General features: G+C 75.2%; 8 protein-coding genes. 6 read left to right on the plus strand and 2 right to left on the minus strand.

What is annotated here, in order from left to right; all coding sequences use genetic code 11:
• The first annotated feature begins 328 nt into the window (after positions 1-328).
• The 3 genes from L1885_RS11175 to moeZ all read left to right on the plus strand — a co-directional run bounded on the left by L1885_RS11175 (position 329) and on the right by moeZ (position 3,290).
• Positions 329-1,309 carry an SDR family oxidoreductase gene (locus L1885_RS11175; protein ID WP_235796899.1) on the plus strand — a complete coding sequence of 327 codons (981 nt, stop codon included), beginning with the start codon at positions 329-331 and terminating at the stop codon, positions 1,307-1,309.
• Entirely contained in the window at positions 1,297-2,046 is a 750-nt protein-coding gene (locus L1885_RS11180) for a spherulation-specific family 4 protein (RefSeq protein ID WP_235796900.1), read from the plus strand. Before L1885_RS11175 ends, L1885_RS11180 begins: the two co-directional genes overlap by 13 nt.
• Positions 2,047-2,111: 65 nt before the next feature.
• On the plus strand, positions 2,112-3,290 hold the full coding sequence (gene moeZ, locus L1885_RS11185; protein ID WP_235796901.1) for an adenylyltransferase/sulfurtransferase MoeZ: 1,179 nt from the start codon (positions 2,112-2,114) through the stop codon (positions 3,288-3,290).
• A 93-nt stretch (positions 3,291-3,383) separates the two neighbouring features.
• Here the strand turns inward: moeZ and L1885_RS11190 are convergent, their stop codons facing one another.
• Together L1885_RS11190 and L1885_RS11195 are read right to left on the minus strand one after the other, a co-directional pair.
• The gene (locus L1885_RS11190; RefSeq protein WP_235796902.1) at positions 3,384-4,985 is read right to left on the minus strand and encodes an alpha/beta hydrolase; all 1,602 of its coding nucleotides are present in this window, start codon (positions 4,983-4,985) and stop codon (positions 3,384-3,386) included.
• A 212-nt stretch (positions 4,986-5,197) separates the two neighbouring features.
• Positions 5,198-8,251, minus strand: a complete 3,054-nt coding sequence (locus L1885_RS11195; RefSeq protein WP_372481917.1) for a lysylphosphatidylglycerol synthase domain-containing protein — start codon at positions 8,249-8,251, stop codon at positions 5,198-5,200.
• Positions 8,252-8,412: 161 nt separating this feature from the next.
• On the opposite strand from L1885_RS11195, the gene L1885_RS11200 reads away from it, so the two are divergent.
• From L1885_RS11200 to L1885_RS11210, 3 genes are all read left to right on the plus strand, one after another.
• Positions 8,413-8,892, plus strand: a complete 480-nt coding sequence (locus tag L1885_RS11200; protein WP_235796903.1) for an MGMT family protein — start codon at positions 8,413-8,415, stop codon at positions 8,890-8,892.
• A gap of 317 nt (positions 8,893-9,209) precedes the next feature.
• Positions 9,210-12,869 (plus strand): ATP-dependent helicase, encoded by a 3,660-nt coding sequence (locus tag L1885_RS11205; RefSeq protein WP_308117307.1) that lies wholly within the window; start codon positions 9,210-9,212, stop codon positions 12,867-12,869.
• Positions 12,870-12,998: 129 nt separating this feature from the next.
• Positions 12,999-15,529: ATP-dependent helicase (locus tag L1885_RS11210; RefSeq protein ID WP_235796904.1), on the plus strand; the 2,531-nt coding region annotated here is incomplete at its 3' end.

Raw genomic sequence — 15,529 nt, forward strand, 5'->3', positions numbered from 1 at the left:
CCTGCGCCGCGGCCGCGCTCGCACTCGCCTGCCACGCGGCGGTCGCCCTCGCCAGGGCCTCCGCCCACACCTGAGGCCGCTCCTCCCGCACCGCCACCCGCCCGCGCCCGCCGACCCCGACCGTCCGACCCGCCCCTCACCGACCCCTCGCAACCCGCCCCACGCGGCCGCCCCGCGGCCCGCCCGCACCCGACCGACCCGGCCCCGCCCCGCCCCCTCCGCGCCGGAGCAGCCGCCCACTTCCCCACACCACAAGGAGACGACCCGACATGACCTCGCGAACCCGACACCAGGCCCGGCGGGCCGCCCGGCAGAGAGGGGCCGCACGATGAGAGTCCTGCTGCTCGGCGCCAACGGCTTCCTCGGCCGCTTCGTCGCCGACCGCCTGCTCGCCGACCCCGCGGTGCACCTGACCGCCCTCGGCCGGGGGGACGACGCCGACGTGCGGTTCGACCTCGCGGGCGGCAGCCCCGGGGCGCTCACCCGCTTCATGGACGCCGTGCACCCCGGTGTCGTCATCAACTGCGCGGGCTCCACCCGCGGCGGCGCCCGCGACCTGATCCGGCACAACACCGTGTCCGTGGCCACCGTGTGCGAGGCGCTGCGCCGCAGCGGCTGCGGGGCCCGGCTCGTGCAGATCGGCTGCGCGTCCGAGTACGGGCCCTCCCAGCCCGGCTCCTCCACGGCGGAGGACGCGCTGCCGCGCCCCGGCGGCCCGTACGGGGTGAGCAAGCTGTCCGCGACCGAACTGGTCCTCGGCTCCGGCCTCGACGCCGTCGTGCTGCGCGTGTTCTCGCCGGTCGGCCCCGGGACGCCCGCCGGTTCGCCCCTCGGCCGGCTCGCGGAGGCCATGCGCCGCGCCATGCAGGCCGGCGACCCCGAACTCAAGCTCGCGGGACTGGGCGTGCAGCGGGACTTCGTGGACGTGCGCGACGTCGCCCGCGCCGTGCACGCCGCCTCGCTCTCCGCCGCCCAGGGGATCGTCAACATCGGTACGGGCCGCGCGGTCAAGCTCCGGGACGCCGCGGCCGTCCTCGCCCGGGTCGCCGGGTACGCGGGAGCGCTCAACGAACTGGACGCGCCCCCGCCCGGCGCCGGACGCCCCCACGTGCACGGACCGATCGGCGCCCCGCGCGGCGAACCCGCCGCGGAGCACCTGGGCGTCGGCCCCTTCCCGTACCCCGACGGCTGCGGACCCTGGCAGCAGGCCGACGTCCGCACGGCGCGCGACCGGCTCGGCTGGCGCCCGAGGATCGGGCTGGAGGAGTCGCTCGCGGACATCTGGATGGAGGCCGCGTGTCGCATCTGACCCGTATCGGGCGCGAGCGCACGGGCACGGCGGCGGGCACGGGTTTCGGCGTACCCGGGTACGCCCACCCGCTGCTCGCCCCCGCCGAGTGGGCCGAACTGACCCGGCCGGGCACCCCGCTGCACTGGGCGGTGCTCAACGTGGCGGACGGTCCCGGCGCGCGGCCCGACCCGCACTGCCTGGAGGCCGCGGGCCGGCTCACCAACGCCGGCCTGCGCCTCCTCGGCCACCTCGACCTGCGGCAGGGCGCGTACGACTTCGCGGACATCGTCTGCGACGCGCAGCGCTACGTCGACTGGTACCGCGTCGACGGCTTCTTCCTGGATCGGGCGCCCGTCCACCGCAGTGATCTCGCCGGGGTGAGAAGGATCACCGCGACGCTGGAGGCCGTGCTCGACGGCGGCCACCTCGTCCTCGGACACGGCACCCACCCGTACCCGGGCTACGCGGAGGCCGCCGACCAGTTGGTGACCTTCTCCGGAGCGTGGAGCGAGTACCGCTGGTCGCAGGCGCCGGAGTGGACCGCGGGCTACGCCCCGGACCACTTCGTGCACCTGGTGCACGGCGTGCCGCGCTCCCACCTGGACGAGGCGATGCGGGTCGCGCGCTGGCAGGGAGCGGGCACGATCTTCTTCACGGACCGGTCGGGTCACGGCGGTTCGGGCGACGCCTTCGCGGCGCTGCCCGGGTACTGGGACGAGATCGTCTCGCTCGTCGGACCGGGTATCTCGGAATGAGAAAGCCCATGGCACTGTTGCAGGGAGAACAAGTCAGTGAATGACCTACCCCTGTAGAGGTCCCTGTGTCGTTGCCCCCCTTGGTCGAGCCCGCCGAAGGGCTCACCGTCGACGAGGTCCGCAGGTACTCCCGTCACCTGATCATCCCCGACGTGGGGATGGACGGGCAGAAGCGGCTGAAGAACGCGAAGGTGCTCATCGTGGGCGCCGGCGGACTCGGGTCCCCGGCGCTGATGTACCTGGCGGCGGCCGGTGTCGGCACGCTCGGCATCGTCGAGTTCGACGAGGTCGACGAGTCGAACCTCCAGCGCCAGATCATCCACAGCCAGGCCGACATCGGCCGGTCCAAGGCGGAGTCCGCCCGGGACACGGTCAAGGGCATCAACCCGTACGTGAACGTGGTCCTTCACGAAGAGCGGCTCGAAGCCGAGAACGTGATGGACATCTTCGCCCAGTACGACCTGATCGTGGACGGGACGGACAACTTCGCCACCCGTTACCTGGTCAACGACGCCTGTGTGCTGCTGAACAAGCCGTACATCTGGGGTTCGATCTACCGCTTCGACGGGCAGGCCAGCGTCTTCTGGTCCGAGCACGGTCCCTGCTACCGCTGCCTGTACCCGGAGCCGCCCCCGCCCGGCATGGTCCCCTCGTGCGCCGAGGGCGGCGTGCTCGGCGTGCTGTGCGCGTCGATCGGGTCCATCCAGGTCAACGAGGCGATCAAGCTCCTCGCGGGCATCGGCGAGCCGCTCGTCGGCCGTCTGATGATCTACGACGCGCTGGAGATGCAGTACCGCCAGGTCAAGGTCCGCAAGGACCCCGACTGCGCGGTCTGCGGCGAGAACCCGACCGTCACGGAACTCATCGACTACGAGGCCTTCTGCGGCGTCGTGTCCGACGAGGCCCAGGAGGCGGCGGCCGGCTCGACGATCACTCCCAAGCAGCTCAAGGAGTGGATCGACGACGGCGAGAACATCGAGATCATCGACGTCCGCGAGCCGAACGAGTACGAGATCGTCTCCATCCCCGGCGCGAAGCTGATCCCGAAGGACAACTTCCTCATGGGCAACGCGCTGGAGACCATGCCGCAGGACAAGAAGATCGTCCTGCACTGCAAGACGGGTGTCCGCAGCGCGGAGGTGCTGGCCGTGCTGAAGGCCGCGGGCTTCTCCGACGCGGTGCACGTCGGCGGCGGTGTCGTCGGCTGGGTGAACCAGATCGAGCCGAGCAAGCCGATCTACTAGGCCGTTCGGAAGGGGCCGGTTCGCGCGCGTGCGCGGGCCGGCCCCTTCGCCGTGTCCCGCCGGCCTCTGCGCCGTGCCCTCGGCCGGGGCCCGTCAGCGGCAGACCGTCCCGGACTTCGGCACCGTGCCGTTCAGGAAGTAGGCGTTGACCGTGCGCTGCACGCACGCGTTGCCGCTGTCGTACGCGCCGTGCCCCTGGCCCTCGTACGTCAACTCGACGGCCACGCCCTTGCCGAGCGCCCGCTCCATCGCCTTCGCTCCCTCGTAGGGCGTGGCCGGGTCGCCCGTGTTGCCGACGACGAGGATCGGCCCGGCACCGGGCGCGCTGACGTCCGGGTGCGTCCAGCGCCCGGCCACCGGCCACTTGGTGCAGCTGAGCATGCCCCAGGCCAGGAGGTCGCCGAAGACGGGCGAGGCCTTGCGGAACTCCGCCACGCTCTGCTGGGTCTGTGCCACGCTGAAGCGCTGCTTGCTGTCGAGGCAGTTGACGGCGGCGTTGGCGGCCTGCGTGTTGCTGTAGCGGCCGTGCTCGTCCCGGCCGTTGAGCGAGTCGGACAGAGCGAGCAGCAGCGCGCCGTTCCCGCCGTGCGCCTCGTCGAGGCCCTGCTCGAGCAGCGGCCAGAAGTCCTTGGAGTAGAGGGCCTCCACGACGCCGTTCGTCGCCTCGGTCTGGGTGAGCCTGCGCACGCCGATGCCGGTGATGGTCCTGCCGTCGAGCCCGGCCAGCAGCTTCCTGACGAACGCCTCGACCTGCTGCGGCGTGGACCCCGGCAGCCGGCACGCGTCGCCGCGTGCGACGCAGTCCTTCGCGAAGTTGTCCAGCGCGAGCTGGAAGCCCTTGGCCTGGCCCAGGGCGCCCTGCCGTGCGTCCTGCGTCGGGTCGACCACGCCGTCGAAGACCGTGCGGCCGACGCGGGTGGGGAAGAGGTGCGCGTAGACGCCGCCGAGTTCCGTGCCGTAGGAGATGCCGAAGTAGTCGAGCTTCTTCTCCCCGAGCACCTGGCGCAGCAGGTCCATGTCGCGCGCCGCCTCGGTGGTGCCCACGTGCGGCAGCTGCCGCGGCGAGCGGTCCTGGCAGGCGGCGGCGTAGCGGGCGAGGGCCGCCGCGTACGCCTTCCGCTCGGCGGCCGTGTCGGGCGTGGCGTCCTGCGCGTAGAAGGTGTCGAGCCGGCTGTTGCTCTCGCACTCGACCGGGTCGCTGTCGCCGACGCCGCGCGGGTCGAAGCTGACGAGGTCGTAGCGCGAGCGGAGCTTCTCGTAGTCCTTCGCGAACGACGGAAGGCCGGTGACGCCCGATCCGCCGGGGCCGCCGAAGTTGAAGACGAGCGAGCCGATGCGGTGCTTCGTGTCGGCGGCCTTCGCGCGGATGAGCGCGAGCGGGACGGTGCCCGCGGAGGGGTGTGCGTAGTCCAGCGGTACGGCCATGGTGGCGCACTGCCACGTCGCCCCGCCCGGCAGCGGCTTGGGCGAGGGGCCGCCGCCCTGCGCCACGCTGGGCGTGCCGCAGCGCCGCCAGTGCGGCTTCTGCGCGCCCAGGTCGCCGGTGGCGGCGGGGGAGGCCGCCGCGGAAGGGGCGGAGGAGGCCCCGGAGCCCGCCGAGGACGCGCCGGAGCCGGAGGACCCCGCGTTCGAGCAGCCGGCGAGTGAGGCGGTGAGGGCGAGGGCGGCCACGGCGGCGACGACGGATCTGCGCATGCCCCCATGCTCGTGCCGGGCCGGAAAGGCCGCCCGTGGCCACGGGCCAACCGGGTGGCTGCCGCATGCAGCGACCTGCCGCGCCGCCGGAGCGCCCCGGAGCGGCCGGGTGCGGTGCGGGCTCCGCGCCGACCGGGTGCGGTGCGGGCTCCGTCCCCGCGCCGACCCCGCCCGGGAGCCCCGGCTGGAGCCCCCGGGCCCGGGGCCCCTCGCTACAACGAGCCTCTGCGCGTGAGCTGGTTGAAGCAGATCCAGCCGGGCAGTACCGGCAGCCACAGCGTCATCAGGCGGAACAGCAGTACGGCGGGCGCCGCGACCTCCTTCGGCAGGCCGACCGCCAGCAGACCCAGTGTCAGCGCGCCGTCGATCGCGCCCACACCGCCCGGGGTCGGCGCCGCCGAGCCGATCGCGTTGCCCGCGAGGAAGACGACGGCGATGCTCGCGTAGCTCAGCTGCTGGCTGCCGTCGTCGAAGGCGCGGATCGACGCGTCCAGGCACATCACGAACAGGCCGGTCAGCAGCAGCTGCCCGCCGATGCCCGTCACCAGCTTCATCGGCTGCTGGAGCACGTCCAGCATGCGCGGCACGACGCCCGCGAACAGCGACCGCAGCCGCGTCACGACCCACTTGCGCAGGAACGGGATCGCCGTGACCACGAGGACCAGGACGGCGACCGTCAGCAGGCCGGCGATGACCGTCCTGGACGGTGTCAGCGATGTCGTCTTCTCGGTGCCCGTCAGATAGCCGAAGGCCGCCAGCAGCACGATGTGCGCGCCCAGACCGAACAGCTGGGACGCGCCGACGCTCGCCACCGCGAGCCCCGGGCGCACCCCCGAGCGCTGGAGGAAGCGCGTGTTCAGCGCGACGCCGCCGACCGCCGCGGGCGCGACGATCTTCACGAAGGACCCGGCGACCTGCGCCGAGACCGTCCGCAGGAACGACACCCGCTCGGGCACGAAGCCCAGCAGGCTCATCGCGGCCGCCACGTACGACAGCGCCGAGAACGCCACCGCCGCCGCGACCCAGCCCCAGTGCGCCTCGCTGACGACGGTGCTGAAGTCGAGCTGCGTGAGCTGCGACAGCAGGAAGTACGCGGCGATCGCGCCGGCGATGAAACCGACCAGCGTGCGCGGCCTGATCCGTTCCAGGCGCACCGGCTCGACCGGGGCCTGGGGCCTGATCAGCAGTACCTGCCTGCGGATCTGCGAGAGCAGGTCCTCCTCGCGGGCCTCGTCCAGCGCGTCGTCTATGGCCCGCTTCTCGGCCTGCTTCTCGGCCCGGAGGGACTTGCGGACGGCCTTCTTGTCCCCGTCCGCCGCGACGGCGCTCTCCGTGGCCCGCGCCTTCTTGTTCGCGGCGGACGCCTCCAGGACGGCCTCGCGTTCCCGCTGCGCGCGCTCGCGCGCGAGACGGCGCAGCGTGGCGCGCGTCGACCTGCTCAGCGCGATCGGCTGCAGCAGCGGCAGGCAGTCCGCGACCGCGTCGGGGCCGAGCACCGCCACGGCGGCCGCGACGGAGCGCTCGGCGCCCACACGCAGGCCGATCGTCGTGAGCAGCTGCGCCGTGTCCATCCGCAGGATCACGTCGCTCGCGGCGATCTCGCCGCCGCGCAGCTCCGTCAGGATGACCCGGCCGGCCCGGTCCACCAGCAGCGCGTCGCCGGTCAGGGAGCGGTGGGCGATGCGGCGCGACTGGAGGTGGCGCACCTGCTCCCAGGCGCCGAGCATCAGCTCGTCGGTGATCTCGCCGTCCGCGAGGGTGTCAAGGGTCCGGCCGCCGACGTGCTCGTAGACGAGCATGACCGCGTCGGGGCCCAGTTCGGAGGTCGCGATCAGCTTCGGCGCCCGGGCGCCGGCCGCGATCGCCGCGTACGCGAGGAGCGCCTCCTGCTCCAGTGCCTGCCGCAGGGAGGGGATGGAGCGGCGCGAGGTGATCGAGCGCAGCGTCAGCTGACGCCACAGCCGGTAGAAGAACCCTTGCGCCTGCTGCTCCCGGTCGACCACCGTCACGTCGAGGGGCGGCCCGTCCTCCAGCGAGACGAAGTAGCGCCTGCCCCGGTCGCCCGCCTCCGCGGGTTCCGTCGCCGGCTCCTCGGCGCGCATGGCGCTGACGGGCCGGAACCCGACGCGGCGCAGGCCCGCCATGAGCGTCTGCCCGGTGGGCCGGACGTTCGGCGAGCCGACCGCGTAGAGGGTGCCGTACGCCACCGTCCAGCCGATCATCACCGTCAGCACGATCGAGAACGGCGTGGTGTACCCGGCGACCAGCATCGCGAAGGCGTCGAGCAGCAGCACCGCCCACAGCACCACCCGCCAGCGCGGGCGGCGGGCCATGCCCACGGCCGTCATGTAGGCGATGACGGGGGCGAGGTAGCCGTGCACGGGATCGGTGGCGCCGCTGCCGAGCTGCGGCCGGGTCAGCGCGTCCTGGAGGGCGTGCGGCGCGGTGCGCGCGACCCACAGATCCGCGGCGAGGGTCACGCCGTGCGCGAGGACGGCGGCGAGGACGCCGTCCGCGATCCGCAGTCCGTCGCGTTTGATCAGCCGTTCGACGGCGAAGGCGACCGGCACGAGCAGCACGGCGATGCTGGACAGCAGGCCGGCGAACTTCGCCAGCAGGTCCGGCGCCTGGAGCGTGCCCCGGCTGATGTCGTGTTCGAGGCCGGAGGTGGTGCCGTGGGCGAACGCGGCGAGCAGCAGGATCAGCGCGATCGCGAGCAGGCCGACGAGGAGGCGCAGCAGGTCGGAGGGGCGGTGCACCCGGGCCGCGAGCAGCGGCTCGTCGCCCGAGACGCGGTCGGTGTGCGGCACGCCGTCCTCGTCGCAGGCGGGCTCTGTCTCGGCCCGCACGATCTCCGGATCGTCCGTGCCGGTGCCCTCCGTGACGACGTCGGCGTCCCGGTCGGAGCGCCCCCGGTCGCGGCCCTGGTCGCCGTCGCCCTCCGGATCGCCCTCGCCGCCGGGGCGCCCGGTCCCGTCGCCGCCCGAGCCGCCGCCGGGGCCGGAGCCCGTGGCCCCGCCCGTCCCGGTGCCGTTCGCGGCGGCCTCCGCGTCACGTGCCCCGCGTGCGGACCCGGCAGGCCGTCGCGGGCTACGACCGGCGCGATGCCCTGCGTGTCCGCCGGGGGCACTGTCGCCGCCCGCCCCGGCGAGCGGGACCGCGTCGGGGTCGTGGGGGTACGGCTCGGCCCCGGAGCGGCCCTCGGCCGTGGCAGGCCGTCCGGCCTGCTCCTCCGTCGCGTCCGTATCTTCTCGATCTTGTATCACCAGTCACCGCCCGCACGATGGTGGCACGTGAGAGCCCTGGACGGGGTCAACAAAGAGTGTTGCGCACACGAGGTCGAAATGACATGTACGAATTTGTCCGCGTATGCGCGAGAGGTCCCCGTCCCGGGCCGCTGTCGGAGGCGTGAGGCAGGATGGGACGGATGAGGCGCCAGCAGAGTCAGCAGGGCCGGCAGCAGGGCCGGGAGGACCGCCGCGACGGGCCCGAGGGGGCCGGGGAGCCGGCCGACGGCGAGCCGGCCGGCCTCGGTGAACTGCCGGAGTACGCGGAGCGGGTGCTCGACGTGAGCGAGCTGATCCCGCCCGGCCGCGTGATGACCTACGGCGACGTCGCCGAATGGCTCGGCGAGGGCGGACCCCGCCAGGTCGGCCGCGTCATGGCGCTGTACGGCGGCGCGGTGCCCTGGTGGCGGGTGGTGCGCTCCGACGGGCACCTCCTGGCGGGACACGAACTGCGCGCGCTCGACGCGTACCGCGCGGAGGGCACGCCCCTGCGCGACGCGCCGCGGAGCGCCGAAGGCCACCTGCCCCGCATCGACATGCGACGGGCCAGATGGGACGGCGGTGGCGCGGGGGGCGACGGCGGCGGGCAGGCCGCGGCGGGCGATCGGTCTCACATATGACAGTTTCCGCCATGGTGGTGCGCGGTGGGGGCACCTGGGCCGTCTCGTCGCATCCGTGCGCCGTGTCGCGGGCCGCGGGCCGGGCGGCGTGCGCCGGCCCCCGTACGGTCCCCGCCGCGCGGCGGACGGCGTAGCGTCGGTCGCGCACGGTCGGCCGTCCCCGGCCCGGGGGGCCGTCCCGCTCGCCGAATCCGGCCTGCACGCGGACCCCGCACGGGGCCTCCCGGCGCACCGGCCCGCGCCCGCACCGCCCAAGCCTCCCAGCACCGCGTCCCCCAGCACCCCAGCACCTCCCGTACCTTCCAGGACAGATCCACGTGAGCTTCCCCACCAGCACCACCACCGGCCGCCCCCCGCACCAGGGGGCGCGGCAGCGGGGTGCCGGCGCGTACCGGCTGGTGCGCACCGCGCCGCCGCCGGCGGTGCCCCCTGTGCTGGACGCCGCGCAGCGGGCGGTGGTTGACCACGCGGCCGGGCCGCTGCTCGTGCTCGCCGGGCCCGGCACGGGCAAGACCACGACGCTGGTCGAATCGGTCGCCGAGCGGATCGGGCGGGGCACCGACCCCGAGCGGATCCTCGTGCTCACCTTCAGCCGCAAGGCCGCCGTCGAACTGCGCGACCGGACGACCGCACGGCTCGGCGGCGCGCGCGCCCCGCAGGCCACCACGTTCCACTCCTTCTGCTACGCCGTGGTCCGCGCGCACCAGGACCCCGAACTGTTCAGGGAACCCCTGAGGCTGCTGTCCGGGCCCGAGCAGGACGTCGCCGTGCGCGATCTCCTGGCGGGCCAGATCGACCTCGGGCGCGAGGGGCGCTCCCGGGTGCGCTGGCCGGGCGACCTGCGGGCCTGCCTGACGACGCGCGGCTTCGCGGACGAGGTGCGCGCCGTCCTCGCGCGCAGCCGCGAACTCGGCCTCGGGCCGGACGCGCTCGCCGCGTTCGCCGCCCGGACCGGCCGCCCGGACTGGGGGGCGGCCGCCGCGTTCCTCGCCGAGTACCTCGACGTCCTGGACCTCCAGGGCGTCCTCGACTACGCGGAACTCGTGCACCGCGCCGCGCTCCTCGCCGAGCGGCCGGGGACCGGGGCGCGGCTCGCGGCCGCGTACGACGCCGTGTTCGTCGACGAGTACCAGGACACCGACCCGGCCCAGGTGCGGCTGCTGCGGGCGCTGGCGGGCGGCGGCCGCACGCTCGTGGCGTTCGGCGACCCCGACCAGTCCGTCTACGCCTTCCGCGGCGCCGACGTGAACGGCATCCTCGACTTCCCCGCCGCCTTCCCCCGGCGCGACGGCACGCCGGCGCCGGTCGCGGTCCTCACCCGCACCCGGCGCTCGGGGGCGCGGCTGCTCGCGGCCACGCGCGAGATCACCCGCCGCATGCCGCTGCCGCGGCTTCCGCAGCAGGCCGTACGGGCACACCGCGAGCCGGAGCCCGTACGGGAGGGCGGCCACGTGGAGGTGTACACGTACCCGACGCCCTCCGCGGAGCTCGACAACATCGCGGACATCCTGCGCAGGGCGCATCTGGAGGACGGGCTGCCCTGGAGCGGGATGGCGGTGCTGGTCCGGGCGGGCGGCCGCACCCTCCCCTCCATGCGCCGGGCCCTGACCTCGGCGGGCGTGCCGGTGGAGGTGGACGGCGACGACGTCCCGCTGCGCCACGAGCCTGCGGTGGCGCCCCTGCTGGCGGCCCTGCGCGTGGCGGCGACGGGGGCGCTGGGCGAGGCGGAGCCCGGGACGGCGCGGGCGACGACAGCGCCGGCGGCGGAGCCGGGTGCGGGCGTGGCGGACGGGATCGCGGAGGCCGCTGAGAACGGGGAGTCGGGCGGGACGGGCGAGACCGCCGAGGCCGGCGAGACAGAGGTGCACGGGACGGGTGGGGCCGGCGAGGCAGAGGAGACAGACGAGACCGCCGAGACCAAAGGGACGGGCAAGGCAGGCGAGACAGATGAGACCGCCGAGACCAACGGGACGGGCAAGGCAGGCGAGACAGACGAGGCAATCGAGACCGCCGAGGCAGACGGTTCGGGTGCGGCGGAAGGGATCGGCGCCCCGGCCGGGGCGGAGGCGGGCCCGGCGGATGCCACGCCCGGCGCAGCCGCGGGCGGGCTGTCCACCGAGGCGGCGCTCGCGCTGCTGGCCTCGCCCCTCGGCGGCATGGACGCGGCCGACCTGCGGCGGCTGGGGCGGGCCCTGCGCGACGACGAGCGTCTCGCAGGCAACCGCCTGCCCCCGCCGTCCGACGTCCTCCTGGCCAGGGCCCTCGCGGAGCCCGAGCGCCTGGTCACGCACGACCCGGCCTACGCGCGCGGCGCGCAGCGCCTCGGCGCGCTGCTGCGCAAGGCCCGCGAACTGCTGGGCGGCGGCGGTACCGCCGAGGAGGCCCTGTGGGTGCTGTGGGACGGCACGCCGTGGCCGGGGCGATTGGAGCGGGCCGCCCTGCGCGGCGGTCCCGCCGGCCGCAACGCCGACCGGGACCTCGACGCCGTGTGCGCCCTGTTCGACGCGGCGGCCCGCGCCGAGACGCGCACCGGCGGCCGCGGCGCCCTCAACTTCCTGGAAGAGGTGGACGCGCAGGACATCGCCGCGGACACCCTCGGCCGCCGGGCCGTGCGCCAGGACGCCGTGCGCCTGATGACCGCCCACCGCTCCAAGGGCCTGGAATGGCGCCTCGTGGTCGTCGCGGGCGTGCAGGACGGCCTCTGGCCCGATCTGCGCCGCCGCGGCTCCCTCCTGGAGGCGGACCGCATCGGCCGCGACGGCCTCGCCGAACCGCTGCCGCCCGGCGCCCTGCTCACCGAGGAGCGCAGGCTGTTCTACGTCGCGGCGACGCGCGCCCGCGACCGGCTGGTCGTCACGGCGGTCAAGTCCGCCGCGGACGACGGCGACCAGCCCTCCCGCTTCCTCGCGGAGCTGGGCGTGGAGCCGCGCGACACCACCTCCCGGCCGCGCCGCCCGCTCGCCGTCGCCCCGCTCGTCGCCGAACTGCGGGCGACGACCGTCGACCCGGACGTGAGCCCCGCCCTCAGGGACGCCGCCGCCCGCCGCCTCGCCCGCCTGGCGGCCCTCACGGACGAGGAGGGCACCCCGCTCGTGCCGGCCGCGCACCCGAACAGCTGGTGGGGCCTGTACGAGCCGACGCTGAGCGCCGTCCCGCTGCGGGACCGGACCCTGCCCGTCGCCCTGTCGGGCAGCGCGCTGGACCAGCTCGCGAACACCTGCGCGCTGCAGTGGTTCCTCGGCCGCGAGGTGAAGGCGGACGCGCCCGCCACCACCGCCCAGGGCTTCGGCAACGTGCTGCACGTCCTCGCCGACGAGGTGGCGTCCGGCCGCACCCCCGCCGACCTGGCCGTGCTGATGGAGCGGCTCGACACCGTGTGGGACGGCCTCGCCTTCGACGCGCCGTGGAAGTCGCGCCAGGAGAAGGACCAGGCACGGGCGGCGCTCGAACGCTTCCTGCGCTGGCACGTCACCGACCGCGGGGGGCGGCACGCGGTCGCCACGGAGCACGAGTTCGACGTGACACTCGGGGCCGGGGAGTACGAGGTGCGCGTCCGCGGTTCGATGGACCGCGTGGAGCAGGACGCCGAGGGACGCGCGTACGTCGTCGACTTCAAGACCGGCAAGCAGGCGCCCACCAGGGACGAGGTCGCCCACCACGCGCAGCTCGCGGTGTACCAGCTGGCCCTCGGCGAGGGCGCGGTGGACGGCGCGTTCGAGGGGCGCCGCCCCGAGGCGGGCGGCGCGGAGCTCGTCCAGCTCCGGCAGGCGGCTGCGCAGCGCGAGGGCGGCGACGCGCTGCCCAAGGTGCAGCGGCAGGAGCCGCTGAGCGGCGAGTGGGCGGCGGACCTGCTGGCCGAGGCGGCGGGACGGGTGCTGGACGAGCGCTTCACGCCGTCGCCGGGGGCCCAGTGCGGGCACTGCGCGTTCCGCGCCTCGTGCAGCGCCCGGCCGGAGGGCCACCACGTGGTGGAGTGACGCGAGCGCCGACACCGACGCGGCCGGACACCTGGCACGGTCGGCGCCCCGCGTACCGGCACGGCCGCGCACCGGCCGCCCCCTCCGGCGGCGGCCGGGACTGTCGGTGGCGGCGGTTAGCCTTCCTGGGTGTCCGCGCGCCTCACCGATCCCGAGCAGCTCAAGGAGCTCCTCGGCATCCCCTTCACCCCGGAGCAGACGGCGTGCATCACCGCGCCGCCCGCGCCGCAGGTGATCGTGGCGGGCGCGGGCTCCGGCAAGACGACGGTCATGGCCGCGCGTGTCGTCTGGCTGGTCGGCACCGGGCAGGTCGCCCCGGAGGAGGTCCTCGGGCTCACGTTCACCAACAAGGCGGCGGGCGAACTGGCCGAGCGGGTGCGTTCCGCACTCGTGCGCGCGGGCGTCCTCGACCCGGACGTGATCGATCCGGACGAGCCGGGCGGCGAGCCCAGCATCTCGACGTACCACGCCTTCGCCGGACGGCTGCTGACCGACCACGGCCTGCGCATCGGGCTCGAACCGTCCGCGCGGCTCCTCGCCGACGCGACCCGCTTCCAGCTCGCCGCGCGCGTCCTGCGCGAGGCGCCCGGTCCCTACCCCGCGCTCACCAAGACGCTGTCCGCGCTGGTCGGCGACCTGCTGGCGCTGGACGCCGAACTGTCCGAGCACCTCGTGCCACCCGGCGAACTGGACGCGTACGACGCTGCCCTGCTCGACACCCTCGCGGCGGCCCGCCTCACCAACGCGGACCTGCGCAGGGTTCCGGAGGCCGCCGCGGCCCGCCGCGAGCTGACCGGCCTCGTCGAGCGCTACCGGCGGGCCAAGCGCTCCCGGGACCTGTACGACTTCGGCGACCAGATCGCCCTCTCCGCCGAACTCGCCCTCAACCGCCCGGAGGTGGGGGCCATGCTGCGGGAGGAGTTCCGCGTCGTCCTGCTCGACGAGTACCAGGACACGTCCGTCGCCCAGCGCCGCCTGCTCGCCGGACTCTTCGGCGGCGGCACGGGCCACGCCGTGACCGCCGTCGGCGACCCCTGCCAGGCGATCTACGGTTGGCGCGGCGCGTCCGTCGCCAACCTCGACGACTTCCCCGCGCACTTCCCGCACCGCGACGGCACGCCCGCCGCCCGCTTCTCCCTGAGCGAGAACCGCCGCAGCGGCGGCCGCCTCCTCGCCCTCGCCAACGGCCTCGCGGAGCCGCTGCGCGCCCTGCACGAGGGCGTGGAGGCGCTGCGCCCCGCCCCGGGCGCCGAGCGCGACGGCGTCGTGCGCTGCGCTCTGCTGCCGACGCACGCGGAGGAGATCGAGTGGCTCGCCGACTCGCTGGCGCACCTCGTGCGCACCGGCAGCGCCCCGGGCGAGATCGCCGTCCTGTGCCGCACGGCAGGCGACTTCGCCACGATCCAGGGGGCGCTCGTCGCGCGGGACGTGCCGGTCGAGGTCGTCGGCCTGTCCGGGCTGATCCACCTGCCCGAGGTGGCCGACCTGATCGCCGTGTGCGAGGTGCTCCAGGACCCGGGGGCCAACGCCTCGCTCGTCCGGCTGCTGACGGGGCCGCGCTGGCGCATCGGCCCCCGCGACCTGGCGCTGCTCGGCCGGCGGGCGCGGCTGCTCGTCGCCACCCGCGGCGGCGCCGACGGGCCCGGGGACGACACGCAGGCCCGTCTCGCCGCGGCGGTGGAGGGGACGGACCCCGCCGAGGTCGTCTCGCTCGCGGACGCGCTCGACACGTTCCTGGACGGGGCCGGGTGGCCGGACGACGGCCTGCCGTTCTCGGCCGCCGCGCGCGTGCGCTTCGCGCGCCTGGCCCAGGAGCTGCGCGAGCTGCGCAGGTCGCTCGCCGATCCGCTGATGGACGTGCTGCACCGGGTGCTCGCCACGACGGGCCTGGAGGTCGAGCTGTCCGCGTCCCCGCACGCCCTCGCGGCGCGCCGGCGCGAGACGCTCGGAAACTTCCTCGACATGGCCGCCTCCTTCGCCGCACTCGACGGGGAGGCCGGGCTGCTGGCCTTCCTCGGCTTCCTGCACACCGCCGCGGAGTACGAGAAGGGCCTCGACAACGCGCTGCCGGGGGGCGAGAACACCGTCAAGGTGCTCACCGCGCACAAGGCGAAGGGCCTGGAGTGGGACGTCGTCGCCGTGCCGGGCCTCGTCGCGGGGCAGTTCCCGAGCACGAAGGCGCGCGAGGCGTGGACGTCCCAGGCGAAGGTCGTCCCGCACGCCCTGCGCGGCGACGCGGAGACGCTGCCCGCCGTCGGCGGCTGGACCTCGCGCGACATGAAGGCGTTCAAGGAGGCCCTGCGCGACCACCAGGAGACCGAGGAACTGCGCCTCGGCTACGTCGCGTTCACCCGCCCCCGGACCCTGCTCCTCGGCTCCGGCCACTGGTGGGGCCCGGACCAGAAGCGCCCGCGGGGCCCCTCGGCCTTCCTGCTGGACCTGTACGAGCACTGCGCCGCCGGGCACGGCGAGATCGAGGCGTGGGCCGAGGAGCCGCAGGAGGACGCGGAGAATCCGGCGCTGGGCGCGGACGCGGCGGAGCCCACGCCGTGGCCGCTGCCGCTCGACGCCGAATCGCTGCGCCGGCGGCTCGCCGCGGCCCGCACGGTGCGCGCCCACCTGGACGCCCTGCGGGACCCGCGGGACGGCCGCCGGCCCGG

This window comes from Streptomyces fuscigenes, assembly GCF_021556455.1.
Taxonomy (GTDB): Bacteria; Actinomycetota; Actinomycetes; order Streptomycetales; family Streptomycetaceae; genus Streptomyces; species Streptomyces fuscigenes.

Excerpts from the sequence above, each read along its gene's own strand:
- L1885_RS11175 (WP_235796899.1), top strand. The coding sequence starts at position 329 with ATGAGAGTCCTGCTGCTCGGCGCCAACGGCTTCCTCGGCCGCTTCGTC.
- L1885_RS11190 (WP_235796902.1), bottom strand. The coding sequence starts at position 4,985 with ATGCGCAGATCCGTCGTCGCCGCCGTGGCCGCCCTCGCCCTCACCGCC.
- L1885_RS11200 (WP_235796903.1), top strand. The coding sequence starts at position 8,413 with ATGAGGCGCCAGCAGAGTCAGCAGGGCCGGCAGCAGGGCCGGGAGGAC.